The sequence below is a fragment of the Rhizobium sp. BT-226 genome (assembly GCF_025847085.2).
Lineage (GTDB): Bacteria > Pseudomonadota > Alphaproteobacteria > Rhizobiales > Rhizobiaceae > Rhizobium > Rhizobium sophorae.
In genome coordinates this window covers 872,411-898,068 of record NZ_JAOYTI010000002.1, presented here as the reverse complement: position 1 = coordinate 898,068, position 25,658 = coordinate 872,411, and the positions used below count along the sequence as shown (strand labels likewise).

20 protein-coding genes are annotated in these 25,658 nt (G+C 61.9%); 15 read left to right on the top strand and 5 right to left on the bottom strand.

From position 1 onward, the window contains the following. Positions 1-7: 7 nt before the first annotated feature. Both OIU37_RS14680 and OIU37_RS14675 read right to left on the bottom strand, forming a co-directional pair. On the bottom strand, positions 8-1,840 hold the full coding sequence (locus OIU37_RS14680) for a tetratricopeptide repeat protein (protein ID WP_264257876.1): 1,833 nt from the start codon (positions 1,838-1,840) through the stop codon (positions 8-10). A gap of 134 nt (positions 1,841-1,974) precedes the next feature. Further along, the gene (locus OIU37_RS14675) at positions 1,975-2,991 is read right to left on the bottom strand and encodes a polyprenyl synthetase family protein (RefSeq protein WP_171601460.1); all 1,017 of its coding nucleotides are present in this window, start codon (positions 2,989-2,991) and stop codon (positions 1,975-1,977) included. A 107-nt stretch (positions 2,992-3,098) separates the two neighbouring features. Here OIU37_RS14675 and OIU37_RS14670 point away from each other — a divergent pair, with 107 nt between their 5' ends. Together OIU37_RS14670 and OIU37_RS14665 are read left to right on the top strand one after the other, a co-directional pair. Beyond that, positions 3,099-3,326, top strand: a complete 228-nt coding sequence (locus tag OIU37_RS14670; protein ID WP_264257874.1) for a DUF2007 domain-containing protein — start codon at positions 3,099-3,101, stop codon at positions 3,324-3,326. A gap of 6 nt (positions 3,327-3,332) precedes the next feature. Then, on the top strand, positions 3,333-4,103 hold the full coding sequence (locus OIU37_RS14665; RefSeq protein ID WP_264257873.1) for a tRNA1(Val) (adenine(37)-N6)-methyltransferase: 771 nt from the start codon (positions 3,333-3,335) through the stop codon (positions 4,101-4,103). A gap of 29 nt (positions 4,104-4,132) precedes the next feature. Here the strand turns inward: OIU37_RS14665 and OIU37_RS14660 are convergent, their stop codons facing one another. Continuing rightward, complete coding sequence (locus tag OIU37_RS14660; RefSeq protein ID WP_264257871.1) at positions 4,133-5,473, bottom strand: Nramp family divalent metal transporter; 1,341 nt, start codon at positions 5,471-5,473, stop codon at positions 4,133-4,135. 170 nt (positions 5,474-5,643) lie between these two features. Here OIU37_RS14660 and OIU37_RS14655 point away from each other — a divergent pair, with 170 nt between their 5' ends. From OIU37_RS14655 to OIU37_RS14610, 10 genes are all read left to right on the top strand, one after another. After that, complete coding sequence (locus OIU37_RS14655; protein ID WP_171601457.1) at positions 5,644-6,504, top strand: S49 family peptidase; 861 nt, start codon at positions 5,644-5,646, stop codon at positions 6,502-6,504. An 18-nt stretch (positions 6,505-6,522) separates the two neighbouring features. After that, a complete protein-coding gene (locus tag OIU37_RS14650; RefSeq protein WP_168311394.1) occupies positions 6,523-6,714 on the top strand; it encodes a hypothetical protein in 192 nt (63 codons plus the stop codon). 392 nt (positions 6,715-7,106) lie between these two features. Beyond that, entirely contained in the window at positions 7,107-8,063 is a 957-nt protein-coding gene (locus OIU37_RS14645) for a glycine--tRNA ligase subunit alpha (protein ID WP_171601456.1), read from the top strand. Positions 8,064-8,224: 161 nt separating this feature from the next. After that, the gene (locus tag OIU37_RS14640; RefSeq protein WP_264258491.1) at positions 8,225-9,976 is read left to right on the top strand and encodes a DUF2207 domain-containing protein; all 1,752 of its coding nucleotides are present in this window, start codon (positions 8,225-8,227) and stop codon (positions 9,974-9,976) included. A gap of 113 nt (positions 9,977-10,089) precedes the next feature. Next, positions 10,090-10,641 carry a LemA family protein gene (locus OIU37_RS14635; protein WP_264257868.1) on the top strand — a complete coding sequence of 184 codons (552 nt, stop codon included), beginning with the start codon at positions 10,090-10,092 and terminating at the stop codon, positions 10,639-10,641. Between the two features lie 172 nt (positions 10,642-10,813). After that, positions 10,814-12,076, top strand: coding sequence for a 3-phosphoshikimate 1-carboxyvinyltransferase (locus OIU37_RS14630; protein WP_264257866.1), 1,263 nt, complete (start codon positions 10,814-10,816; stop codon positions 12,074-12,076). Positions 12,077-12,114: 38 nt separating this feature from the next. Then, complete coding sequence (locus OIU37_RS14625; RefSeq protein ID WP_264258490.1) at positions 12,115-14,061, top strand: DUF2207 domain-containing protein; 1,947 nt, start codon at positions 12,115-12,117, stop codon at positions 14,059-14,061. Between the two features lie 66 nt (positions 14,062-14,127). Further along, a complete protein-coding gene (gene purD, locus OIU37_RS14620; protein WP_264257864.1) occupies positions 14,128-15,405 on the top strand; it encodes a phosphoribosylamine--glycine ligase in 1,278 nt (425 codons plus the stop codon). A gap of 99 nt (positions 15,406-15,504) precedes the next feature. Then, positions 15,505-15,966 carry a plant virulence effector HPE1-like domain-containing protein gene (locus OIU37_RS14615; RefSeq protein WP_182210450.1) on the top strand — a complete coding sequence of 154 codons (462 nt, stop codon included), beginning with the start codon at positions 15,505-15,507 and terminating at the stop codon, positions 15,964-15,966. A 436-nt stretch (positions 15,967-16,402) separates the two neighbouring features. Continuing rightward, complete coding sequence (locus OIU37_RS14610; RefSeq protein WP_264257861.1) at positions 16,403-18,226, top strand: methyl-accepting chemotaxis protein; 1,824 nt, start codon at positions 16,403-16,405, stop codon at positions 18,224-18,226. A gap of 79 nt (positions 18,227-18,305) precedes the next feature. Here the strand turns inward: OIU37_RS14610 and OIU37_RS14605 are convergent, their stop codons facing one another. Both OIU37_RS14605 and glyS read right to left on the bottom strand, forming a co-directional pair. After that, positions 18,306-18,794 carry a DUF523 domain-containing protein gene (locus OIU37_RS14605; RefSeq protein ID WP_264257859.1) on the bottom strand — a complete coding sequence of 163 codons (489 nt, stop codon included), beginning with the start codon at positions 18,792-18,794 and terminating at the stop codon, positions 18,306-18,308. Positions 18,795-18,852: 58 nt separating this feature from the next. Next, positions 18,853-20,967 (bottom strand): glycine--tRNA ligase subunit beta, encoded by a 2,115-nt coding sequence (gene glyS / locus OIU37_RS14600; protein ID WP_180693663.1) that lies wholly within the window; start codon positions 20,965-20,967, stop codon positions 18,853-18,855. Positions 20,968-21,193: 226 nt separating this feature from the next. Here glyS and OIU37_RS14595 point away from each other — a divergent pair, with 226 nt between their 5' ends. From OIU37_RS14595 to OIU37_RS14585, 3 genes are all read left to right on the top strand, one after another. Beyond that, on the top strand, positions 21,194-23,503 hold the full coding sequence (locus OIU37_RS14595) for a Tex family protein (protein WP_180693662.1): 2,310 nt from the start codon (positions 21,194-21,196) through the stop codon (positions 23,501-23,503). A gap of 133 nt (positions 23,504-23,636) precedes the next feature. Next, a complete protein-coding gene (locus tag OIU37_RS14590) occupies positions 23,637-24,896 on the top strand; it encodes a cyclopropane-fatty-acyl-phospholipid synthase family protein (RefSeq protein WP_264257857.1) in 1,260 nt (419 codons plus the stop codon). Positions 24,897-24,961: 65 nt separating this feature from the next. Beyond that, positions 24,962-25,543, top strand: coding sequence for a histidine phosphatase family protein (locus OIU37_RS14585; RefSeq protein ID WP_180693660.1), 582 nt, complete (start codon positions 24,962-24,964; stop codon positions 25,541-25,543). Positions 25,544-25,658: the final 115 nt, after the last annotated feature.

The following is a 25,658-nucleotide window of genomic DNA, read 5'->3' as shown; positions in this document are numbered from 1 at the left end:
CAGCCCGTCAGGATTTCTTGTCGACCGGTGGCGGGGTAACCGGCGCCGGATCCGGCTGCTTCTTGTCGGCCGCCTTGGCATCGTCGCTGACGGGAGGCAGGCCGTTGGCGACCTTGTCCTTGATCTTGGGGATCTCGGCAGCTTCGGGCTCGGAGGCGAGCGCCCGGTTCCACTGGTAGACGGCCTCGAGCTTGCGCCCGACGCGCCAGTAGGCATCGCCGAGATGGTCGTTGATCGTCGCGTCGCCGGCCTTGATCTGTGCGGCCCGCTCCAGCTCGTCGACGGCCTCGTCGAAGCGGTTGAGGCGGAAATAGGCCCAGCCGAGGGAATCGATGATGTAGCCGTCGTCAGGGCGAAGCTCGACGGCCTTCTTGATCATGCCGAGACCTTCGTCGAGGTTCCGGTTCATGTCGATCCAGGAATAACCGAGATAGTTCAGCACCTGCGGCTGGTCGGGATTGAGCTCTAAGGCCTTGCGGAAGTTCGGTTCCGCCTGGTCCCACTTTTTCAGCCGCTCATAGGCGATGCCGCGCTGGAAGAAGACGCTCCAGTTGGCGCGGCCGGGAATGGGGCCGATCGTTTCGACGGCCTTGTCGTAATTCGTGGCCATCGCCTGGTAGTCCTTGGCGTCGGAGAGCACGCTGCCATAGGCGAGGTAACTGCGGATGTCCTTCGGGTCGGAGGCGATCAGCGCCTGCAGGTGCTTGCGCGCCTCGTCCACCTTGCCGCCCTGGGCAAGGGCAAGGCCGAGCTGCAGCTCGGAGATGCGCCGCATCGGCGAATTCTCCGGCACCTTCTTGTAGAGCGCGATGGCGCGGTCCATCTGGTTCTGCTTTTCGGCGATGCCGCCGAGCAGCACCAGCGTATCGGCGCTGTTCGGGTCGAGCGCCTTGGCCGTCTGCAGGTAAAGCGAGACGATGTCCTCGGCGCCGTCGCGGTTCAGCGCGCCGCCGACCGAAAAGAGCACGCCGGCGGCACCTTCTTCGGCCGTCCTGACCTGCTGTTCCTGCTTCTCGTTCTTTTCGATACTGTCGCGCAGCGCGTTCAGCGGCGCATAGTTCGGCAGCAGATTGTCGCCGACGGAAACGGCGTCGAGCGCCTTCTGCTTATTGCCTTGTGTTGCTTCGAGGCGGGCAAGCGCCATCACGGCGCGCATGAAGGTGTCGGGCGCCGTAGCACCCCCTTCCTTGTCGAGCACGGCATCGTTCAGATGCTTGCGGGCGGATTTCACGTCGCCGATGGCGATGGCGATGGCGCCGGCATTGTAATTCTGGAAGATGCGAAACCAGTCCGGCCCCTTCATCTTCTCGACCATCGTGAGCGCTTCCTTGCCGCGGCCGGCACCGACGCGGGCCCAGGCAAGCAGCAGGTCGTTCATCATCCGGTCGAGATCGTTTGGCCCCTTATATTTCAGAATGGCCTCGGCGGACTTGTAGTCGCCGCGGCGCACGGCATCCATGCCGCGCACGATCGTGGTGATGCGCTCGACGGAAGGATCGCCCTTCAGGTCATTGGCATATTTGACGCCGTCCTTGATATCGCCATTGAGCAGCAGCGAGATCATCAAACGCTGGCGAATCTCGGGATTGCCGGGCTCGATCTGCAGCGCCTTCTTGTAGAGTTCGATCGCCGTTTCGTAGTCATGATCGACATCGGCGGTGCGTGCGGCGAGAAAGGCGCCGGAGAAAGTGGTGACGCTGTCCGCATCGAAGTGAACGGCAGTGCCGGCATCGTCTGTCTTGGCCGCATCCTCGGCGTTCGCGCCGCCGACACCGCTGAGCGAAAGGACAGCGGCTAGCGCTGCGCTCGTAAGAAGACGGATGGCGATTCTCTGCCGCATTAGGAAACCTTTCTTCGACAGCGTCCCGACAAATGGTGCCGGTCGCAAAATCAGTTGCGATCACTGATTCATAACAGGATGGCTTTTTTGAAGCGGCGCTGCAAGAAAATCAGCCGGCGATCAAGGACGTTTGATCAATTGACCCGCTCGATGCAGAAGTCGATCACTTCCATCAGGGCGGATTTCCAGACCGTATCGGGAAGGGGCGCAAGCGCATCGCGCGCGATCGTCCCGTAATGGATCGCGCGGCCGATCGTGTCGCTGAGCGTACCGTATTTGGTGATCAGTCCCAGCGCTTTTTCGAGGTTGGCGTCGGTGCTGTTGCCGGCCTCGATCGCATCGCGCCAGAAGGCGCGCTCATCCGCGGTGCCGCGGCGATAGGCGAGAATGACCGGCAGGGTGATCTTGCCCTCGCGGAAATCGTCGCCGACATTCTTGCCGAGATCGGCGGCCTTGCCGCCGTAGTCGAGCGCGTCGTCGACCAGCTGGAAGGCGAGCCCGAGATTCATACCGTAGGATTTCAGCGCATTGCGGCCGGACCGGCCGGCCTCGGCGACGATCGGCCCGACTTCGGCGGCGGCGGCAAAGAGAGCTGCCGTCTTGGCGCGGATGACAGAGAGATAATCGTCCTCCGTCGTCTCCATGTTCTTGGCGACGGAAAGCTGCAACACCTCGCCTTCGGCGATCACGCAGGCGGCGGAAGACAAGACGTCGAGCGCATCGAGCGAGCCGACATCGACCATCATCCGGAAGGCCTGGCCGAGCAGGAAGTCGCCGACCAGCACGCTTGCCTGGTTGCCCCAGATCATCCGCGCCGTCGATTTGCCGCGGCGCAGATCGCTTTCGTCTACGACGTCGTCATGGAGCAGCGTTGCCGTATGCATGAACTCGACCGATGTGGCGAGTTTGACGTGGTTTTCGCCCCTGTAGTCGAACAGCGATGCGGCGGCCAGTGTCAGCATCGGCCGCAGCCGCTTGCCACCGGACGAGATCAGATGGTTCGCCACTTCGGGGATCATCTGCACATCGGAGCCGGCCTTAGACAGAATGAGCTGGTTTACTCGCTCCATATCCGCCCTGGTGAGATCGACCAACGGCTTTATGGATGCCAGTTTGTTTTTGCTTTCTTCAAGCGGTATGACCACGCCCAACGACCCGGACTCCTATTCATTCATTGCACCTGACAATAGAAAGGGGCGATGGACGCGGCAAGGGGTGAATTGTCGCGCTGGGCGAAATTGGAAGGAAAACGACGGCAATGCATGAGCTTATCCGCGCCAACGACCCCGTGCTTCTCTCCTTTGCTGAGAGTTTGATGAAGGATGCCGGAATTCACTGCTTCATCGCCGATCAGGGCATGAGCGTGCTGGAAGGCTCGCTCGACATGCTGTCGCGCCGCCTGCTGGTGGATGAGGAGATGGCCGATCAGGCGCGCCGCATCCTTACCGATGCCGGTCTCGGCGGCGAGCTGCGTGAGCGGAAGTGAGTTCCGATGACCGCCACTGAGACTGTCGATGCCTTTCATCGCGGCGGCTTCCATGTGGTGCAACCGAAGGGCAGGGGCCATCGCTCCGGCATGGATGCGATGCTGCTTGCGGCTCTGGTCGCCGACGATCGAAAGGTCAGGGTCGCCGATCTCGGTGCCGGCGCCGGTGCTGCCGGCCTTGCCGTCGCCTCGCGCCTTGCCGATGCGGAAGTGGTGCTTTTCGAACGCTCGGCCGAGATGGCCGATTATGCCCGCCGCAGCATCTTGCTGCCCGACAATGCCCACATCGCCGGCCGCGTCAGCGTCGTCGAGGCCGATGTGACGCTGACCGCCAAGGCGCGCAACGTTGCCGGGCTCACCGATGAGAGCTTCCACCACGTCATCATGAACCCGCCCTTCAACGACGCCGGCGACCGGCGCACGCCGGATGCGCTGAAGGCCGAAGCCCATGCGATGACCGACGGCCTGTTCGAAAGCTGGATCCGCACGGCCGGCGCCATCATGATCCCCGGCGGGCAATTGTCGCTGATCGCCAGGCCTCAGTCGATCGCCGAGATCGTCACTGCCTGCGGCCGGCGCTTCGGCGGCATCGAAATCACCGCCATCCATCCGCGTCCGGGTGAAAACGCCGTGCGGATACTGGTGACTGGTATCAAGGGATCGCGGGCGCGGCTGTCGCTGCGGGCGGCCCTCATCATGCACGAAGAGGGGAGCCATAAGTTCTCCCCTCTCGTCGATGATTTCAACAATGGTCGGGCGGCCTATGCCAGGCTTTAGACTGGCTTCACACTTTTCCTGAAAATGCTTCAGCTGGTGACGAAGTCGAAGAGCAGCTTGACGTTCAGCCCGGCGATCACGATCGCGATCAGATAGGCAATGCCGCTCAGCCAGCGCGGCGCCACCAGTTCTCCCATCTTGGCCTTGTCGGCGGTAAACATCACCAGCGGGAAGACGGCGAAGGAAAGCTGCAGGCTGAGCATCACCTGGGTGAGGATCAAAAGCTCCGCCGTGCCCTGGTCGCCATACCAGATGGTGACGATCGCCGCCGGCACGATGGCGATGGCGCGGGTAATCAGGCGGCGCACCCACGGCTTCAGCCGGATCTTCAGGAAGCCTTCCATGACGATCTGGCCGGCAAGCGTCGCCGTCACCGTCGAGTTGAGGCCGCAGCAGAGAAGCGCGATGCCGAACAGCGTCGGCGCGATGGCGAGGCCGAGCAGCGGCGACAGCAGCGAATAGGCATCGCCGAGTTCGACGACGTCGGTCTTGCCGTGCGCATTGAAGGCGGCGGCCGCCAGGATCAGGATCGAGGCGTTGATCAGCAGCGCGAAACAGAGTGCGACCGTCGAGTCGATCGTCGCAAAGGTCAGCGCCTCCCTCTTTTCGGGAACCGTATGGCCATAGGCCCGCGTCTGCACGATGCCGGAGTGGAGATAGAGATTGTGCGGCATGACGGTCGCGCCGAGAATGCCGAGCGCCAGGTAGAGCATCTCGGGATTCGTGACGATCTCGGTCGTCGGGAAGAAGCCGGTGAGAACAGCGCCCCATTGCGGGTCGGCCAGCAGGATCTGCACGCCGAAGCAGACCGCGATGACGCCGAGCAGCGCGATGATGAAGGCTTCCACCCAGCGGAAACCGAGCTTCTGCAGGAAGAGGATCACGAAGACGTCGAGCGCGGTGATCAGCACGCCGAGTTCAAGCGGGATGCCCATCAGCAGATTGAGGCCGATCGCCGTGCCGATCACCTCGGCGATATCGGTGGCGATGATGGCGATTTCCGCAAAGGCCCAGAGCGGCAGCGAGACATATTTCGGAAAGGCGTCGCGGCAGGCCTGCGCGAGATCGCGGCCGGAGGCGATCGCCAGGCGCGCGCAGAGCGATTGCAGCACGATCGCCATCAGGTTGGAAAGCAGCGCGACGGTGAGCAGCGCATAGCCGAATTTCGAGCCGCCGGCGAGCGAGGTCGCCCAGTTGCCGGGGTCCATGTAACCGACGGCGACCATGTAGCCCGGCCCGGCGAAGGCTGCCGCCCTTCGCCACATCGAGCTGTGACGCCCGGTTCCGACGGTGCGGTAGACATCCGACAGCGACGCTTCTCCGCGTTCGTGGCGCCAGCCGCTCTTTGTATTCGGATTGAGCACGTCCATGCGATTTCCACCTGTTTTATCGTGCGTGCACTATGACGAGTTAGAATGATAATGCAAGTCATTCGCAACAACAAAGTCAAGCCCAATGTTTTCAGGAACGCAGCCATTGCGTTTGTCGTTCCAGCGCATACATGGGTGACGATCGTGCGACCCGAAGCAAAGGATGGGAAATGGCCGGATTCTTGAGAAAGCTGCTGCCGAAACGGTTCCGCAAGGACGGCATCACCATTCCGGTCGTCCGCCTGCAGGGGGCGATCATCAGCGGCGGCGGCCAGTTCCGGCCGACCCTCAACCTCGCCAATGTCTCTCCGGTTCTGGAAAAGGCTTTCGCCATGAAGGACGCACCGGCGGTGGCCATCTCCATCAATTCGCCGGGCGGCTCGCCCGTCCAGTCGCGCCTGATCTTCACCCGCATTCGCGAGCTCGCCCGCGAAAAGCAGAAGAAGGTTCTGGTCTTCGTCGAGGATGTCGCCGCCTCGGGCGGTTACATGATCGCGCTGGCCGGCGATGAGATCATCGCCGACGCCACCTCCATCGTCGGCTCGATCGGCGTCGTCTCCGGCGGTTTCGGCTTTCCCGAACTGCTGAAGAAGATCGGCGTCGAACGCCGCGTCTATACGGCGGGCGAAAACAAGGTGATCCTCGATCCTTTCCAGCCGGAAAAGGAAAAGGACATCGAGTATCTGAAGAGCCTGCAGCTCGAAATTCACCAGGTCTTCATCTCCATGGTGCGCGAGCGCCGTGCCGGCAAGCTGACGGACGATGCGACGGTGTTTTCCGGCCTGTTCTGGAGCGGCACACGCGGCCTCGAACTCGGCCTCATCGATGGCCTCGGCGACATGCGCCAGGAACTGAAGAGGCGTTACGGCCAGAAGACCAAGCTGGAGCTTGTCACCGCCGGCCGCGGCCTGTTCGGCCGCCGGATTCCCGGTGTATCGCCAGTCTCGCTCGAAGGTGCTGCATCCGGCCTCGCTACGGGGCTTGTCGAAGCGGCGGAAGAGAGAGCATTGTGGAGCCGTTTCGGACTTTGAAGGGAGCAAGAGAGGGGCATGGCACAGCTTATTACGATCCTGGTCCTGGTTTTCTCAGCCTGGTGGCTCTACCGCCGCTTCGTCTCCGATGCCCGCAAGCTCGCCGAAAAGTCGCGGCGCGCTGAAAAGGAGCGCCAGACCGGCGCAATCGGCACGCTGATCAAGGACCCGGCGACGGGAGAATACCGGTTGAAGCGCGAGGGAGAATAAAAGGCGTCGCCACTCATCTGCCTCTCATCCGGCAGTCGCTTAGCAGTGCGCAGCGTAGGGCGGGCTTGGAACCCCCCTCTGTCCTGCCGGACATCTCCCCCACAAGGGGGGGAGATTGGCAAGGGGAAATGTCTCGACTTTCCTGACTGCTTCGCGCAGGCGCTTTCGTTGTTTGGGGAAACCCTAGCCACTGGTCGATCTCCCCACCTGTGGGGGAGATGCCCGGCAGGGCAGAGGGGGGTATTCCCCGCTGCCACAAGGGTTAGGGTGAGAGGCGGCGAAGTCCTCTTCCATATCGGCCATCGCCGGCTGTCCGCCGCAAATGTCTTGACCCCCGCCGCCCTCCATGGCACCTGTCGCGCCGATAAATCCCAAGCAATCGGTGCCGTTCGATGTCAGCTATCCCAGACCATATGAACCCGAAGCGCTCCTTCCAGGCGCTGATCCTGACCCTGCATAACTACTGGGCGGACAAGGGTTGCGCGGTGCTGCAACCCTACGACATGGAAGTCGGTGCCGGTACGTTCCATCCGGCCACCACGCTGCGCGCCCTCGGCCCGAAGCCGTGGAAGGCGGCCTATGTCCAGCCGTCGCGGCGCCCGTCCGACGGCCGCTATGGCGAAAACCCGAACCGGCTGCAGCATTATTACCAATACCAGGTGATCCTGAAGCCGAACCCGCCCAACCTGCAGGAGCTTTATCTCGGTTCGCTGGCGGCGATCGGCCTCGATCCGCTGCTGCACGACATTCGTTTCGTCGAAGACGACTGGGAAAGCCCGACGCTTGGCGCCTGGGGCCTCGGCTGGGAATGCTGGTGCGACGGCATGGAAGTCTCGCAGTTCACCTATTTCCAGCAGGTCTGCGGCATCGAATGCTCGCCGGTCGCCGGGGAACTGACCTATGGTCTCGAACGCCTCGCCATGTATGTCCAGGGCGTCGACAATGTCTATGATCTGAACTTCAACGGCCGCGACGGCGACGAAAAGATCAGCTATGGCGACGTCTTCCTGCAGGCCGAGCAGGAATATTCGCGCCATAATTTCGAATTCGCCAACACCGAGATGCTGCATCGCCACTTCGTCGATGCCGAGAAGGAATGCCGGGCGCTGCTCGATGCCGGCGCCCCCGGCGACAACGCCAACCAGCGCCTGCACAAATGCGTCTTCCCGGCCTATGACCAGTGCATCAAGGCAAGCCATGTCTTCAACCTGCTCGATGCCCGCGGCGTCATCTCGGTCACCGAGCGCCAGAGCTATATCCTGCGCGTGCGCACGCTTGCCAAGGCCTGTGGCGAAGCCTTCCTGCTGACCGACGCCGGCGGCGTCAACCTGACGAGCGAGGCGGCGTAAAAGCCGTCTCGAAAATTTCCGTCGCTTTCGGCGCTACGCTTCTTTTGTATTGCGCAAACCGCCCCCACATTGTCTTGTGGGTGTTGCGATCACGTTCGGTATCTCTTTTGAAGAGCGGCATTCTTTACTTTAAACATTTGTATGAAAATTCCGCCCCCAGGATGTTGCGCCTTTTAGCATGGCCCATCTTATGCGCCATGCTGTTCGTCCTGACTTCGTGCAGCAATTTCGACAAAGAATTCACCGTCTCTTCGGCAAACACTACGATCGAAGTCTATACCGACGGCAGTGCGTTTGTGTCGGAACACTTCGACATTTTGGTCAAAAAGGCGGAAAATTACGGCGGCGTCTACGTTGATATCCCTCAACGTTTCACGGATGCGTCAGGTGGTGTTCACTGGCGAGATTTCGAACTGGCCGCAGCCCGGCGTGACGGAATCGACGAATATTATTTCAAAGAAAACAATGTGCCGGGCTATTCGGTTTACATAGGAACGGAGCACTGCAAAAGCTGTTCTGCAGATCTGCCCACCGGTGTCACAAAGATCCAGATCGCTTACTGGCTCGGACGCCTGGTTCGTCAGGAAGGCGATCGCGAGGTTCTCTTCCTGCCGGCCTATATGGGCCGCGTGCACGGCCAGGGAGCGAAAAAAACGCTTACTCTAAAACTGCCGCCCGGCGGAACGGTACGCCCCTCGCAACAGGATCGGGCGGCGGCCTATGACATTACGCGGAGCGCACCGAATGAGATCTTGGTATCTATTCCAGTAGGTAAAGCGGATCGAGAGCTGCCGGACATTGAGATCGAATATCCCGCAGGGACCTTTGTGACCGTAACGAGCGGCGAGCGGGTGCAGTGGTGGCTTTCCGATCACTTTCTCCCATTCATAAGCATTTTGGGACCGCTCCTCGCCGGTCTGTTTGTCCTCATTAGATTGGGGCAGAGCTGGCGATTGCCTGCACCTTCAATTGCTGTCGACAGCAAGAAGACGGAGAGCATATCGCCTGCTCTAGCCGCCTATGTGTTTCGGAACTGGAAGCTGGATGCTGCAAAGGCAGCCTTCATGGCGTCTGTCTGCCATCTCGCAATGAAGAGACTGCTTCGCATTTCTGGCCTTGGAGAGAATGCTGAAGCTTCGGATTTGTCTGCCAGGCAGGTGCGCAAGAAGGGCAAAGTGGCGCGCGCCAGATGGTATGGTCTTCCAGCTGTGACGCGTTCGGTGTTTGGTCGAATTGAAGGAGAGCGGCCTATCAATGATCGGCGCACCGTCGTATATGCCCTGTATGGTTTCGAACGTGACTTGCATCAGACAGTCGCTCAGGAATATCGGAAAGTTAGGGGCGGCGCAGATCGAGCAGCGTTGGCGACTTCGGCGACGATTCTAGCTCTTGGCATTGCCACGGCCTATTTGTCGGGCCTCTTGATCTTTTCAGCGGCTATCTGCGGGATATTGTTTATTCTTTTTCTAGTTGTAACAATGTTCCGCCATCCAGAGCGGTTTCCCGCGGCCACCGGCACCTCCGAGCAGTTCAAACAGGCGATTAGTTTGTTTGTGAGTCTTCCAGCGCTGATGATTCTTTCGCTTGGCTATATTGGCATGACTGAGGTGATCGGCGAACAGCAGCCATATCTGGTGGCGATCTTGCTGCACATTGTCGGCATTATCGTCGTTCTGGCGATGCTGCGCATGCCAACGTCGAAGCAGCGGCAGATGCGCAATAACATCCTCAGTTTGCACCGTTATTTCCACGGCGAGATCGATGGCCCGCCAATGTCGATCGAATGCTACGAGCACCATCTGCCCTTCGCCGTCGCGCTTGGTGTCGAGCAACGCTGGACCGAACGTTTCAACCTCTGGCGAGAGAGCGAGAAGATGGATGCCTATGCTCCGGATTGGCGAATAAGTTTTTAGCCGAGCGGTATTTCCAAAGTCTGATCGAAATCAGTCAAAGAATGATTGCGCCAAGATGACTTTGTTATGCCGAATCACTAACGTGCGATCATCAAATCGGGGAGCTCATCTGCATGTATGTGATACTCGCTGTTATCGTTGTCATCGCGCTCTATCTCGTCTTCATTTACAACGGCCTGGTTCGCGCGCGGCAGATGGCGGAAGAGGCCTGGTCGGGCATCGACGTCCAGCTTAAGCGCCGCGCCGACCTGATCCCGAACCTGATCGAGACGGTCAAGGGTTATGCCGCCCATGAAAAGTCGACGCTTGAAGAGGTGGTTGAGCTCCGCAACAAGGCGCAGGCCGTGCCATCGGGCGATGTCGCCGGCAGGGCGCAGGCGGAAGGTCTGCTCGGCCAGGCACTCGGCCGCGTCATTGCGCTCGCCGAAGCCTATCCCGATCTCAAGGCCAACCAGAACTTTGCCGAGCTGCAGGCTTCGCTGGAAACCATGGAAGGCGAGCTGCAGATGGCGCGGCGTTATTACAATGGTGCCGCCCGCGATCTGAACGTCAAGGTCGAAAGCTTCCCGTCCAATCTCGTTGCCGGTCAGTTCGGTTTTGCCAAGCGGGAATATTTCGAAATCACCAACGAGGCCGACCGCGCCGTCCCCACCGTGAAATTCTGACGATCCGGCATTTTGCCTTTGCGAGAAAGCGATTAAGAGCAGGGGCAGATCGCGGCCGGCTATAGCATGTCGCGCAAAAGTGTGCAGCGGTTTTGCGATGACGACATGCGCAAAACCAAATACCTAAAGCGCGGCACGCGCTTTAGAGTCGCCCCATGGACGGAAGAACAGCATGACACGTACAGCCAAACTCACGATCATCCCGCCGGGCAGGCCGCTTTCAGGCCGCGCCATGCCGCCGGGCTCCAAGTCGATCACCAATCGCGCCCTGCTGCTCGCCGGCCTTGCCAAGGGCACGAGCCGGCTGACTGGGGCGCTGAAGAGCGACGATACGCGTTATATGGCCGAAGCGTTGCGCGCCATGGGTGTTGCGATCGACGAACCCGATGACACCACCTTCGTCGTCACCGGCAGCGGCAGGCTCAAGCCGCCGAAAGCGCCGCTCTTCCTTGGCAATGCTGGCACGGCGACCCGCTTCCTGACGGCGGCTGCGGCTTTGGTCGACGGCACCGTCGTCGTCGATGGCGACGAGCATATGCGCAAGCGCCCGATCGGCCCGTTGGTCGAGGCGATGCGCACGCTCGGCATCGACGTGAGTGCCGAGACTGGCTGCCCGCCGGTCACGGTCAAGGGCACCGGCCGCTTCCAGGCCGACCGCATCCGCATCGATGGCGGCCTGTCCAGCCAGTATGTCTCGGCGCTGCTGATGATGGCGGCCGGCGGCGACCGGTCGGTCGATATCGAACTCGTCGGCGAGGATATCGGCGCGCTCGGCTATATCGATCTGACCACCGCGGCGATGAAGGCTTTCGGCGCCAAGGTCGAGAAGACCAGCCCGGTCACCTGGCGCGTCGAGCCGACCGGCTACCGCGCTGCCGACTTCATCGTCGAGCCGGATGCTTCGGCTGCGACCTATCTCTGGGCCGCCGAAGTCCTGACCGGCGGCGCGATCGATCTCGGTGTTCCCTCCGACGCCTTTTCGCAGCCGGATGCGCGCGCCTATGACATCATCGCCAAATTCCCGCATCTGCCGGCAGAGATCGACGGCTCGCAGATGCAGGATGCCGTTCCGACCCTTGCCGTGCTTTCCGCCTTCAACGAGACGCCGGTTCGCTTCGTCGGCATCGCCAACCTGCGCGTCAAGGAATGCGACCGCATCCGGGCGCTCTCGACCGGCCTCAACCGCATTGTTTCAGGCCTGGCCCGCGAAGAGGGCGACGATCTGATCGTGCAATCGGATCCCGCACTTGTGGGCCAGCATCTGCCGGCGGAGATCGACAGCTTCGCCGATCACCGCATCGCCATGAGTTTCGCACTCGCCGGGCTGAAGATCGACGGCATCACCATTCTCGATCCCGATTGCGTCGGCAAGACCTTCCCCGCCTATTGGCGGACGCTGGCAGCACTCGGCGTGACCTATCAGGACCAAGATTGACGAAACACGCAGCCGAGGCTGCCGGCGGGGAGACAGGGATGGGGCGTCGGTTTTTCGGATTTTGTTTTGCACTGCTCTTGATGCTTAGCGCCCCGGCGGCCCTTGCCACGGAGCTGATCGACAGTTTCGTCTCCGACATTGCGCTCGAAAAGAGCGGTGCGATGACGGTGAGGGAAACCGTCATTGTCAATGCCGAGCGCGACCGGATCAAGCACGGCATCTTCCGGGACTTCCCGCTCTATTTCACCGATGCCGGCGGCCGTCGCCGCAGCGTCGACTTCGATGTCATCTCGGTGAAGCGCGACGGCAAGGATGAGCCCTGGCATACGGAAAAGATATCAGGCGGCATCCGCATCTATACGGGCTTGGCCGAGTTGACCGTGACTCCCGGCCTTCACCGCTACGTCTTCACCTACAGGACCAATCGCCAGATCCGCTATTTCGATGATCATGACGAACTCTACTGGAATGCCACCGGCAATGGCTGGCTCTTCCCGATCCTTTCGGCCAGCGCGACGGTGAAGCTGCCGCCCGGGGTCGCTGCCACGGGGACGACCTTTTTCACCGGCCCGAAGGGCGCGACGGAAAAGAATGCCCGCGTCAGCCAAACTGCAGCCGGCCTCGTCTTTTCCACCACCGCGCGCCTCAACCCCAATGATGGCCTGACCTTCGCGATCCGCATGCCGAAAGGGTCGATCGATCCGCCGAGCAAGGATATGGAGAGCACATGGTGGCTGATGGATAACCGCGATTATTTCATCGGCTTCGGCGGCCTGATCCTGGTTTTCGCCTATTATGCGAGATCTTGGCTGAAGGTCGGCCGCGATCCCGCCCGCGGTGTCGTCGTGCCGCGCTGGGATGCACCAGAGGGCATCTCGCCGGCCCTGGTCAACTATATCGACAATAAGGGCTTCTTCGGCGGCGGCTGGACGGCGCTCGCCGCGACCGCCCTCGATCTGGCCGTCCGCGGGTATGTCAAGCTCGAAGACCTCAAGAATTCGATCATCATAAGCGGCACCGGCAGGCCGCTCGGCGGACAAAAATTGCAGGCCGGCGAGAGCGAACTCCTGAAAGCCGCCGGGGCAGCAGGCAGGACGCTGACGATTGACAAAGCCAATGGCGAGCATGTGAGATCGGTGGGTCAGGCCTTCCGCTCGGCGATCGAGAAGGAACACCGCGGCAAATATTACAATTCCAACATCGGCTACACCATCGGCGGCCTCGCGTTCAGTGCCGTCTTCCTGGCGGCGCCGTTCATTGTCGGGTCGCTGGAGCCCGATACGGTCGTGCTGATGCTGATTCCGCTCGCCATCTCGGCCTTCATTGCCGTCTTCGTCGCCACGTTCGCCCGGCCGCTTTATCGCAGCAGGTCGCTGTTCGGCAGGATCGTCGCACTCGTGGTCACCGCCATCATTGTTTTCGTCGGGGTGAGCATCCTTCTGCTCAGCGTTCTCTCCTTTGCCTCTTCGCTCGTGGAACTGCACGAGACGCCGTTGCTCTTTGCTATCGGCGGCATCGTGCTGCTCAACGTCCTCTATTTCTTCATTATGGGCGCGCCGACTCCGCTCGGCGCCAAAATGATGGACGGCATTGACGGCCTGCGGCAATATTTGACGCTTGCCGAGAAGGACCGCATGAACATGGCGGGCGCGCCTGAAATGTCGCCGCAGCATTTCGAGACCCTGCTCCCCTACGCCGTGGCTTTGGGCGTCGAAAAACCTTGGTCACGCACCTTCGAGACCTGGCTTGCGGCCGCTGCCGCCGGCGCGGCTGCGGCCTATGATCCCTCCTGGTACTCCGGCGATTTCGGCAGCGGCAGCTTCTCCGACCACGTCGGCGGGTTCTCCTCGTCGATGGCCTCGACCATTGCTTCGACGATACCCTCGCCGCCGTCGAGTTCATCCTCCGGTTTCTCCAGTGGCGGTTCCTCCGGCGGCGGCTTTTCCGGCGGCGGTGGCGGAGGCGGCGGTGGCGGGGGCTGGTAAGCTTTCTCGCTTGACCTTTCAGCCTGTGGCCCTTAACCGCCTGACGGAACAGGAAAGGGGTGGCGCATGAAGGTTCTGTTGATCGGATCGGGCGGACGCGAGCATGCGCTCGCCTGGAAGCTGGCCCAATCGCCGTTGATGAGCGAATTCTACGCTGCGCCCGGCAATCCCGGCATTGGCGAACACGCCGTCCTCGTGCCGGTCAATATCGAGGATCATGAAGCGGTATCCGCCTTCTGCCGGGACAAGGCGATCGACTTCGTCGTCGTCGGTCCCGAAGCGCCACTCGTCGCCGGCCTCGCCGACCGGTTGCGCGCCGACGGCCTGGCGGTCTTCGGCCCGTCCGCTGCCGCCGCCCAGCTCGAAGGCTCCAAGGGCTTCACCAAGGATATCTGCGCCCGCTACGGCATTCCCACAGGCGCCTATCAGCGCTTCAACAATGCGCCGAAGGCCAAGGCCTATATCCGCGCGCAGGGTGCGCCGATCGTCGTCAAGGCCGACGGCCTGGCCGCCGGCAAGGGCGTGACGGTGGCGATGACGCTCGACGAGGCGCTTGATGCCGTCGACGATTGTTTCGAGGGCGCCTTTGGCGCAGCCGGCGCCGAAGTCGTCGTCGAAGCCTATCTCGACGGCGAGGAGGCGAGCTTCTTCTGCCTCTGCGACGGAAAACACGCGCTGCCGCTCGCAACCGCCCAGGATCACAAGCGGGTGGGCGAGGGCGATACCGGCGTCAATACCGGCGGCATGGGCGCCTATTCGCCGGCGCCTGTGATGACTGCCGAAATGGTCGAGCGCACTATGAAGGAGATCATCGAGCCGACGATGCGCGGCATGGCCGAGAGCGGCCATCCCTTCTCCGGCGTCTTTTTCGCCGGGCTGATGATCACCAAGAAGGGGCCGGAACTGATCGAATACAATGTCCGCTTCGGCGACCCCGAATGCCAGGTGCTGATGATGCGGTTGAAGAGCGATCTCCTGCCGCTGCTGCTCGCCACCGCCAACGGCACGCTCGATCAGGTCAGCGCCGAATGGAGCGACGATCCGGCACTGACGGTGGTCATGGCCTCCAAGGGTTATCCCGGCGCCTACGAGAAGAACACGCCGATTCTCTCCCTGCCGGATGCAGGCGAGGGCGAGAAGGTGTTTCATGCCGGCACGGGTCTGAAGGACGGCGCATTGGTTGCGACCGGCGGCCGTGTGCTGAATGTTACTGCGTCAGACCGCACGGTCGCCGAGGCCAAGGACCGCGCCTACGCGCTGCTTGACAGGGTGCAATGGGAAAACGGCTTCTGCCGGCGCGACATCGGCTGGCGCGCGATCGATCGCGAAACCGGCTCGGAATGAGTATAAACCGGCCCGTTCTTTAAATTTTTACCCTTTCCCCTGACGGGATGGAAACAAAGCCGCGCTAATTTGCTCCGAAGATGAGACGGAGTAACTTTGATGCGTCAGATTTTCCTCGGTGCGGCAATCCTGCTGATGGCAGGTTCTGCGATGGCGTCCTCGATCGAGGTGGTCGGCAAGACTGCGCCGTCCGCTGAAGGCAGCATCGTCACCGAAACCTGCGCCCATTGCCCGCCGCTCCAGGCCGAGCTGACCAAGAGGGACTATACGGTGCCGGAGCTGAAGCCCGGCGTCCTCCAGGCGAGTGAAATCCGCGATGTCGGCGGCGAAAAGAAGATCTATCGCACCGAAGGCTGGATGGGCGGCTCCCCCGTCGTCTTCGTCAGCAAGGCGACCCCGGAAGCGATGCTTGCCGCGGCGCCTCCAGCCCCGCCTGCCGACGGCATCGACATGAGTGCGACGACCGCGGCCGTCATCGGCGGCGACGCCAGGCCCGTTGCAGCCGGGATTGCGGAACAGCCGGCAGCGCTTAACGTTTCCGATTTCAAGCTGCGTTTTTAAAGCAACTTCCAGGCAAAGCGCGAAGCGGTTTTGCCGGGAATTGCGTAAAGCAAAAGTTCCCTGCCCCCGCCTGATCAAGGTTTCGATCGTTTGGGGGTCCACCGCAGGTGGGCCGAATGCACCCTCGATGAGCAGCGGGGGTGCATTCATGTTTTGATGGGCCGGGCAAGCTGAGAACTCGAAAAAGAAGTGATGCTATGCCGACGGATGAAAATCCGGTGGTGCGCCTTGTAACTCTGCCCCCTGATTTTGAGGGAAGTTCACATCGCGTTCAATAAAGTTAAAGCTTTTTTATAGGGTGAGCTTTAACTGTTACTTACCCGGTCGCAGCATGTTTGTTTTAGCAGCGGTAGACGCGCCGTCTTGTTTGGCGCGCTCGCACAGGCGGTAGAAAACCGCACCGGAATGCAGCCATTCATTCCCGTTGCGAGGCGTCATGAAAAATTTGAAGATATCGAAGCAGCTCATATTGCTGGTTGTCGGCCTGATGATCGCCTTTGCGATCGCCACCTCCCTGCAGATCCGCTCCTCGGTCGATGCGATCTACAAGGAGCGCTATGACATGCTGCGCGCCGAGGTTCAGTCGGCGGTCTCCGTTCTCAAGCTTTACCAGGCCAAGGTCACCGCGGGCGAAATGACGCTGGAGGATGCCCAGAAGCAGGCCTATACGACCGTCAACGGGATGAAATACGATCCCGACGGCTATTTCTTCGGCTATAGTTACGACGTCCAGATGATGTTCCACTACGATGCCGCGAAAGTGGGGCAGAACCTGAAGGCCCAGCCGGACAGCAAGGGCAAGCTCTATCGCGAAGAGCTGGTCAAGCTCGGGCAGCAGGGCGGCGGTCTCGTCGAATTTCATTCCACCAGCAAGCCGGGCCAGCCGGTCGGCGATTACCGCAAGACGGCCTATGGACAGGCCTTCGACCCCTGGAAGGTCGTCGTCGTCACCGGCGTCTATATGGACGATCTCGATGCTCAGATAAACAGCACGATCCTGACCGCGCTCTCCGGCAGCATCGTTCTGTTCTTCCTTGCCATGACGGCCGCCTACGTGGTCATTCGCGGCATATCGGGACCTCTCAACAACGTCCATGCCGCGCTGAAGGCTGTCGCCGAAGAGGACGTTTCGATCGCCATTCCGCATATCGGCATGAACAATGAAGTCGGCATGATGGCCAAGGCGACGCTCTCGCTGCAGGAAAAGATCAGGGAGCGCCATCAGATGTCGGATCGCGAGGCGGCCCAGCAGCTGGCGCTGGAAAGCGAGCGCGAAAACAACTTGCGCCAGCAGCAGGACGAGGCAACGCTGCAGGCGCGCGTGGTGACGACGATCGGCCAGGCGCTGGAGATGATCGCCCGCGGCGATCTCACCGTCCGCTGCGCGGATCTCGGCCAGAAATACGCCGCCCTTCGCGACAACTTCAACGATGCGCTGTCGCATCTCGAAGCCGCCATGGCCAAGGTCAGCGCCAAAGGCACCGATATCGGCACCAGCAAGGAAGAGATCCGCCGCGCTTCGAACGAATTGTCGCAGCGCACCGAGCGCCAGGCCGCAAGCCTGGAAGAAACCTCGGCCGCCCTCGACGAACTCACCGTCGCCGTCCGCCAGACGGCCGATGGCGCCCATGAGGCGAGCAAGCGCGTCCATTCGGTCAGCACCGAAGCCACCCGCAGCGATGCGATCGTCACCCAGGCGATCGAGGCGATGAGCGGCATCGAGAAGTCGTCCTCGGAAATCACCAAGATCATCGGTGTCATCGACGAGATCGCCTTCCAGACCAACCTCTTGGCGCTGAATGCCGGCGTCGAGGCGGCTCGTGCCGGTGAAAGCGGCAAGGGTTTTGCAGTCGTCGCCCAGGAAGTCCGTGAACTCGCCCAGCGTTCGGCCGCGGCCGCCAAGGAGATCAAGGACCAGATCGCCCGTTCCTCCAGCCAGGTGGATCACGGCGTCCGTCTGGTCGGCGAGGCAGGCGAGGCGCTGAAGCGCATCTCCGACCAGATCAAGGCCGCCAACGAGATCGTCGCCAAGATCGCCCACAGCGCTTCCGAACAGGATACGACGCTGCGCTCGATCTCCTCGTCGATGAACCAGCTCGACGCCGCCACCCAGCAGAATGCCGCCATGGCCGAAGAGACCACGGCATCGGCCGAGACGCTCGCCAGCGACACCGACGAGCTGATCGATCTCATCCGCGGCTTCCGCGTCAGTGGCGAAAGCGCTGCCCCGGCCATGCATCAAGGTCGCCGTGCCGCCTAAACGACGCGGGGACAAAAAGCGTTTTTATCACCAAATTCTTAGCGGCCGTCGGATCTCCGGCGGCCGTGCCATTTGAAGCTCATTGCGCGATACGCTCGATCAGCCGTTCGATGTCCCGATCGGAAAACACCTCGACGCCATCAGCTTTCAGCGCCGCCGCCGTCACGCCGTTGCCGGCCTGCTTGCCGCCGGAAAATGTGCCGTCGTAGATGAAGCTGGATCCGCAGGACGGGCTGCCGTCGATGAGCAGCGCATAGCGGCAGCCGGCCTGCCTGGCGAGCGCCACGGCATTTTCCGCCGCCAGGAGGAACTCTACCGTCACGTCGGCCCCCGTCAATTCGACAACCCGCGCCTTGCCGGCCAGCACCTCTTCGCCGGTTGCCGCCTCTGCGATCTCCGCCGGCGGCCGCGGCACCGTCATGCCCGCCGACATCTCCGGACAGATCGTCACCAGCCTGCCCTCGGCCCGCCATGTCTTGATCACAGGATGAAGCAACGGCTTCGCCCGCCCGTCATAGCGGACGGCGTGGCCCATGAGACAGGCGCTGACAAGAATCTTGCTCTGCATGTCTGCATGAATAACGCCACGGCGGCGGCAATGCCAGACCGTCGATGGCGGCCGAACATCACCCCGAAATCTTCGAGAAATCCGCAACCGTTCCCGTCGCCTCGCGGATCAGCCGCAGCAAAGCGAGACGGTTGGCGCGGATGGCGGCGTCCTCGTCGTTGACGAGTACCTCTTCGAAGAAACGGTCGACCGGGCCGCGCAGCTTGGAGAGCGCTTCCATTGCCGAGCGGAAATCTTCTGCGGCCACGGCGCTTGCCGCATCCTTCGAGGCGCTGGAGATCGCGGCGAACAGCTCCTTCTCGGCATCGAGCTTCAGAAGCGCTTCCGAGACGGCATCAGCGATCACCGTGCCCTTCTTTTCCTCGGCGGCGAGCAGTTGCGTTGCCCGCTTGGTGCCGGAAAGCAGGTTCTTGCCGTCCTCCGAGGTGATGAAGGCCGTCAGCGCTTCGACGCGGCGCGCCACCATCAACAGGTCGTCGGCGTCGGGCGTCAGCACGGCGTCGATCAGATCGTGGCGGGCGCCCTGGTCGCGCAGATAGACCTTGAGACGATCGTGGAAGAAGGAGAGCAGGTCGCCATCCCTGGTCGTTGCCAGCAGCGGCAGGCGGATCCTTCGCTCCAGCAGGATCCTGACGACGCCGAGGGCCGCCCGCCGCAGGGCGAACGGATCCTTCGACCCGGTCGGCTTTTCGTCGATAGCCCAGAAGCCGATCAGCGTATCGAGCTTGTCGGCAAGGGCGATCGTGATCGCCACTCTGTCCTCAGGCACGCGGTCCGATGGGCCCTGGGGCTTGTAGTGGTCCTCGATCGCCGCGGCAACGGAGGCATCTTCACCCTGCAGCACCGCATATTTGCGGCCCATCAAGCCCTGCAGTTCCGGGAATTCGCCGACGGCCTCGGTGCGCAGATCGGCCTTGGCGAGCACGGCGGCGCGATCGACCAGGGCCGCGTCGGCGCCGGTGATGCCAGCCAATTCCTTGGCAAGCGTGCGGATGCGGGCGACGCGCGCGCCCTGTGTGCCGAGCTTGGCATGGAACGTCACATCGAGTGCATCGAGCTTGGCCATGCGCTGGTCGAGCGGCTTGTTGATGTCGAGGCCGAACTTTACCGCCGAAGCCGTGAGCGTCTCGAGATCCGGCAGATTGCCCTGGTCGCGTTTCCAGAAATGCAGCGCATCCGAAAGCCGGGCCCGCACCACCTTGCCATTGCCGTGGACGATTTCCTTGCCGCCGTCGCTCGCCTGGATGTTGGAGACCAGGATGAACTTGTTCGACAGCGTCTCGCCTCCCTGCGGCCGCGTCACGAAACACTTCTGGTTGGTCTTGATCGTCAGCCGGATGATTTCTGAGGGGATCGAGAGATAATCCTCCTCGAAACTGCCCATCAGCACCTGCGGCCATTCGACGAGGCCGGAGACTTCCTCCAGCAGGCCTTCGTCTTCCACTAGCTCCAGCCCGTTGGCAAAGGCGATGTCGCGGGCGTCGTGCAGGATGATGTCCTTGCGCCGCTCGGCGTCGAGGATGACCTTCGCCTTTTCCAGGTTCGCCGCATAATCGTCGAAGCGCCGCACCGTGATCGCCTCGGGCGCGTGGAAACGGTGGCCATAGGTGATGTTGGAAGCGGTGATGCCGTCGATCTCGAAGGGAATGACGGTGGTCTCTTCATGCTCCGGGCCGAAGGTACAGACGATCGACTGCAGCGGCCGCACCCAGCGCAGCGCACCGGGCTTCGACGAGGCCTTGCCCCAGCGCATCGATTTCGGCCAGGGAAAATCACGGATGATGCCGGGCATGACATCGCTGACGATCTCTTCTGTCGCACGGCCGGGCTTGGAGATGACTGCGACGTAGAAATCGCCCTTCTTCGGATCGCTCACCACTTGCGCCTCGGAGGCGGAGGACAGGCCAGCGCCGCGCAAAAAGCCTTCGATCGCCTTCTCGTTGGCGTCGGTTCGCGGTCCCTTGCGTTCCTCGCGCACATCGGCGGAACGGGCCGTCAGGCCATGGATGTCGAGCGCAAGCCGCCGCGGCGTCCAGTATTCGCGTGCGCCCTCGTAGGACAGACCCGCTTCGACAAGCGCATCGGTGACGAGCTTCTTCAGGTCGCCGGCAGCCTTGCGCTGCATGCGGGCCGGAATCTCTTCGGAGCGGAGTTCGAGAAGAAGGTTTGGCATGTCAATCTTTTCCTTGCGCCCGCGGGCAGGGCGATCCAAAAACGTTGCTTCTGCTATCAAAGAATGCCGCATCTGCACAACCGCAAAAACGGACGAGAGCGATGGGGTGGGGCGACACGCCGACGATCGCCCAACCACAACTTCCGCTGTGGAAACCACAGTCGGGCATTGCCTTGCCGCTTTTCGCCGCTATGGTCCCGCCACCTCTGACGAAACAGGAAATCCCATGGCCGCAGACCTTCGTTTTCTCGCAGCCCGCATCTCCGCCGAAATCAACGCCCGGCCCGAACAGGCCAAAGCCGCCATCGAGCTGCTCGACGAGGGCGCAACCGTGCCCTTCATCGCCCGCTACCGCAAGGAAGTGACGGGTGGGCTGGATGATACGCAGCTGCGCAATCTCGCCGAGCGGCTGGTCTATCTGCGCGAACTCGAAGCCCGGCGCGACGCGATCGTCGAATCGATCACCGGCCAGGGCAAGATGACCGACGAGCTGATGACCAAGGTCGCTGGCGCCGAAACGAAGGCCGAGCTCGAAGATCTCTATCTGCCCTACAAGCCGAAGCGCCGCACACGGGCGGAAATCGCCCGCGAACGCGGCCTCGGCCCGCTCGCCGAGACGATCCTTGCCGACCGAGCCAGGGAACCGGCGGTATTGGCCGAAGGCTTCGTCACAGCTGACGTACCCGATGTGAAGACGGCGCTCGAAGGCGCGCGCGACATCATCGCCGAAGGCATTGCCGAAAATGCCGACCTGCTCGGCAAGTTGCGCGCCCATATGCGCCAGGCCGCACTGCTGAAGGCAAAAGTCGTCGACGGCAAGCAGGCGACGGGCGAGAAGTTTTCCGATTATTTCGACCATTCCGAACGCTGGGCGACTGCGCCGGGCCACCGCGCGCTCGCCATGCTGCGCGGCTGGAACGAGGAGGTGTTGACGCTGACGATCGAGGCCGACGCCGAGACGATCTCTCCGAACAAGCCGGTCGAACGCATGATCGTGGCTGCTTACGAGATCGGTACGAGCCGTCCCGGCGACCGCTGGCTGATGGAGGTCGCAAGCTGGACCTGGCGCGTCAAGCTTTCCATGTCGCTCTCGCTCGACCTGATGCGGGAACTGCGCGAAAGGGCCGAAGAAGAGGCGATCCACGTCTTCGCCCGCAATCTCAAGGACCTGCTGCTGGCGGCGCCCGCCGGCTCGCGCGCGACGATGGGTCTCGATCCCGGCATCCGCACCGGCGTCAAGGTCGCCGTCGTCGACGGCACCGGCAAGGTGGTGGCGACATCGACCGTCTATCCCTTCCAGCCGCGGAACGATGTGCGCGGCGCCCAGGTCGAGCTCGCATCGCTGATCCGCAAGCATAATGTCGAGCTGATCTCGATCGGCAACGGCACCGGCAGCCGTGAAACCGAAAAGCTGGTGGCCGACATGCTGGCCGAGCTGCCGGCGCCGAAGCCGACCAAGGTCATCGTGTCGGAAGCCGGCGCCTCGGTCTATTCCGCCTCGGCGACTGCAGCGGCGGAATTCCCCGATCTCGACGTGTCGCTGCGCGGCGCCGTCTCCATCGCGCGGCGCCTGCAGGACCCGCTGGCCGAACTCGTCAAGATCGAGCCGAAATCGATCGGCGTCGGCCAGTATCAGCACGACGTCGACCAGCAGAAGCTGTCGCGTTCGCTCGATGCCGTCGTCGAGGACGCGGTGAATGCCGTCGGTGTCGATCTCAACACCGCGTCTGCGCCGCTGCTGTCGCGCGTCTCCGGCCTCGGCCCGTCGATCGCCGACGCCATCGTCCGCCACCGCGACAGCGAAGGCCGTTTCGAGACGCGAAAGGATCTCCTGAAGGTCGCCCGCCTCGGCGGCCGCACCTTCGAGCAATGCGCCGGCTTCCTGCGCATTCCCAACGGCAAGGAGCCGCTCGATGCCTCCTCGGTGCATCCGGAGGCTTACGGCGTCGCCAAGAAGATCGTCGCCGCCTGCGGCCGCGATCTGCGCGCGCTGATGGGCGACAGCGCGGTGTTGAAATCGGTTGATCCACGCCAGTTCATCGATGAGAAATTCGGTCTGCCGACGGTCAAAGACATCATCGCGGAGCTGGAAAAGCCCGGCCGCGACCCGCGTCCAAGCTTCAAGACCGCGACCTTTGCCGAGGGCGTCAACGAAATTTCCGACCTCAAGCCCGGCATGGTGCTGGAAGGCACGGTGACCAATGTCGCCGCCTTCGGCGCCTTCGTCGATATCGGCGTGCACCAGGATGGTCTGGTGCATGTGTCCCAGCTTGCCGATCGCTTCGTCAAGGATCCCCACGAAGTCGTGAAGGCCGGCGATGTCGTCAAGGTGCGGGTTGTCGAAGTCGACGCCAAGCGCAAGCGCATCGCTCTCTCGATGAAACGTGATGACGGCTCTTCAGCCCCTCCGCCGCGTGGTGATTCTCGCGGAAGTCAGGGTTCCCGGCCGCAGAGCGAACGCCGGCCGGCGGCGCAGAAAGCCGAAAGCCAGGGTGCATTCGGTGCAGCATTTGCCGAAGCCATGAAGCGAAAATAAGGGTTTAACCGCCATTTCGGCAAAAATGCAACAGTTTGGCAGCGTTCTGAGCGGAGTGCTAAATCCGGCGCTTGTAAGGCGAAAGAGAGCTATTAAGTTGATGTGACTATCCTGTCACATTTGCGAGGCGTCCATGGCGTCGGCATTCTTATCGATCGTCCAGCAAATCGTCCGCAAGGGTTCACTAAAACTTACCCTTGCCAATGGCGAAACCCACATTATCGGCGACGGCACCGGTGAACCCGTTGTCGCCCGCCTTGCCGATCAGGAGGCCGAGGACGCCATCCGGCGCGACCCGACCATGAAGCTCGGCGAAATGTACATGCAAGGCCGGTTCATTCTCGAACAGGGCAACATCTATGATTTCCTGTCGCTGGTGAAACAGAACACCACCAACGAGATCTTCGATTTCAAGATGGCGGCACTGCTCCTCGGCCGCATTGCCTGGCAGCAGCTGAAGAGCCGCGTGCCGGTCAATCGCAACAAGCACAATGTCGCCCATCATTACGACCTGTCGGCCAAGCTCTTCGATCTCTTCCTCGACGAGGACTGGCAATATTCCTGCGCCTATTTCGAGCCGCCGGGCATTGGTCTCGACGAGGCGCAGCTCGCCAAGAAGCGCCATATCGCTGCCAAGCTTCTGCTCGAGCCGAACCAGCGCATCCTGGAGATCGGCTCCGGCTGGGGCGGCATGGGCATGTACCTGACGGAGGCGACGGAAGGTGCCGAGTTCACCGGCATCACGCTGAGCGAGGAACAGCTCAAGGTCTCGCGTACGCGCGCCGAAAAGCGCGGCCTTGCCGACCGTGTGCGTTTCGAACTGCAGGACTACCGCACCATGACGGGCAGGAAGTTCGACCGCATCGTTTCGGTCGGCATGTTCGAACATGTCGGCATCGGCCATTACGGCAATTTCTTTCGTAAGGTATCGGATCTCCTCGACGACAATGGCGTCATGGTGCTGCATTCGATCGGCCGCCCCAAGCCGAGCTTCGGCACCAATGCCTTCATCGAGAGATACATTTTCCCGGGCGGCTACATCCCCTCCGTCGGCGAGGTGGTGCCTCCGCTTGAAAAGGCCGGGCTGCTGGTCAAGGATATCGAAATCCTGCCGCTGCATTATGCCTATACGCTGCGTCATTGGCGCGAGCGTTTCGTGGCGCGCAAGGCCGAAGCGGTGGCACTTTACGACGAGCAGTTCTTCCGCATGTGGGAATTCTATCTGGCGGGTTCCGAAATGGGCTTCCGCTGGGACGAGCTCTTCATCCTGCAGATCCAGATCGCCAAGAACCAGTTCGCCGTTCCGGACAATCGCAATTACATCGCGCGCAACGAAGCGAAGCTGAAGGAATTCGAGGCGAGGCGCGCTCCGCTCGAAAAGGTGACATTCTGATCCCCGGAAATGTCGCTTCCGCTGCGATTTTGCCGAGGAACCGGTCCTCATGAAAGGTTGTGCCGATGAGCAGTGCGTTTCCCGAGATCTACCTGGTCCGCCACGGTGAAACCGAATGGAGCCTGTCCGGGCGCCATACCGGACGCAGCGATATTCCCTTGACGGCGAACGGCGAGGCTGCTGCCCGCAAACTCGCCGACCGGCTGGCGGGCCTTAGCTTCTCCGCCGTCTGGTCGAGCCCGTCCGAGCGGGCCCGTAAGACCTGCGCGCTCGCCGGGTTCGGATCGGGCGCGGTGATCAAGGACGATCTCGCCGAATGGGACTACGGCGCCTATGAAGGCATCACCACCAAGGAAATCCTGGCGGGCCGCCCCGGCTGGCAGCTCTTTCGCGACGGTTGCCCGAAGGGCGAATTCGCCGCCGATGTCGGCGATCGCGCCGACGCCGTGATTGGCGGACTTCGTCAAACGGCCGGCACCATCCTGGTCTTTTCGAGCTCGCATTTCCTGCGCGTCCTCGCCGCCCGCTGGCTCGGCCTGCCGCCGGAAGACGGCTCCCGTTTCGTACTCGATACGGCCAGCATCAGCGTGCTCGGCTACGAGCACGATCTGACCGAGCCGGTCATCCGCCGCTGGAACCAGAGATAAAAATCAGACGCAGTCCACTGCCCGCTCAATCTCGCAGCCGTGGTTAACATTGAGGTAACGACATCGGGATAGATGTAGCGAGCGCCGCCCTCCGCGGCTTTGTTTTTGCGTTTTC

Bases quoted from the DNA above. Each gene is read 5' to 3' on its own strand.
- OIU37_RS14645 (WP_171601456.1), top strand. From the start codon at position 7,107: ATGTCAGCTATCCCAGACCATATGAACCCGAAGCGCTCCTTCCAGGCG.
- OIU37_RS14605 (WP_264257859.1), bottom strand. From the start codon at position 18,794: ATGCAGAGCAAGATTCTTGTCAGCGCCTGTCTCATGGGCCACGCCGTC.
- OIU37_RS14650 (WP_168311394.1), top strand. From the start codon at position 6,523: ATGGCACAGCTTATTACGATCCTGGTCCTGGTTTTCTCAGCCTGGTGG.
- OIU37_RS14640 (WP_264258491.1), top strand. From the start codon at position 8,225: ATGTTGCGCCTTTTAGCATGGCCCATCTTATGCGCCATGCTGTTCGTC.
- OIU37_RS14665 (WP_264257873.1), top strand. From the start codon at position 3,333: ATGACCGCCACTGAGACTGTCGATGCCTTTCATCGCGGCGGCTTCCAT.
- purD (WP_264257864.1), top strand. From the start codon at position 14,128: ATGAAGGTTCTGTTGATCGGATCGGGCGGACGCGAGCATGCGCTCGCC.
- glyS (WP_180693663.1), bottom strand. From the start codon at position 20,967: ATGCCAAACCTTCTTCTCGAACTCCGCTCCGAAGAGATTCCGGCCCGC.
- OIU37_RS14670 (WP_264257874.1), top strand. From the start codon at position 3,099: ATGCATGAGCTTATCCGCGCCAACGACCCCGTGCTTCTCTCCTTTGCT.
- OIU37_RS14680 (WP_264257876.1), bottom strand. From the start codon at position 1,840: ATGCGGCAGAGAATCGCCATCCGTCTTCTTACGAGCGCAGCGCTAGCC.
- OIU37_RS14615 (WP_182210450.1), top strand. From the start codon at position 15,505: ATGCGTCAGATTTTCCTCGGTGCGGCAATCCTGCTGATGGCAGGTTCT.
- OIU37_RS14630 (WP_264257866.1), top strand. From the start codon at position 10,814: ATGACACGTACAGCCAAACTCACGATCATCCCGCCGGGCAGGCCGCTT.
- OIU37_RS14655 (WP_171601457.1), top strand. From the start codon at position 5,644: ATGGCCGGATTCTTGAGAAAGCTGCTGCCGAAACGGTTCCGCAAGGAC.
- OIU37_RS14595 (WP_180693662.1), top strand. From the start codon at position 21,194: ATGGCCGCAGACCTTCGTTTTCTCGCAGCCCGCATCTCCGCCGAAATC.
- OIU37_RS14610 (WP_264257861.1), top strand. From the start codon at position 16,403: ATGAAAAATTTGAAGATATCGAAGCAGCTCATATTGCTGGTTGTCGGC.
- OIU37_RS14635 (WP_264257868.1), top strand. From the start codon at position 10,090: ATGTATGTGATACTCGCTGTTATCGTTGTCATCGCGCTCTATCTCGTC.
- OIU37_RS14625 (WP_264258490.1), top strand. From the start codon at position 12,115: ATGGGGCGTCGGTTTTTCGGATTTTGTTTTGCACTGCTCTTGATGCTT.
- OIU37_RS14585 (WP_180693660.1), top strand. From the start codon at position 24,962: ATGAGCAGTGCGTTTCCCGAGATCTACCTGGTCCGCCACGGTGAAACC.
- OIU37_RS14590 (WP_264257857.1), top strand. From the start codon at position 23,637: ATGGCGTCGGCATTCTTATCGATCGTCCAGCAAATCGTCCGCAAGGGT.
- OIU37_RS14660 (WP_264257871.1), bottom strand. From the start codon at position 5,473: ATGGACGTGCTCAATCCGAATACAAAGAGCGGCTGGCGCCACGAACGC.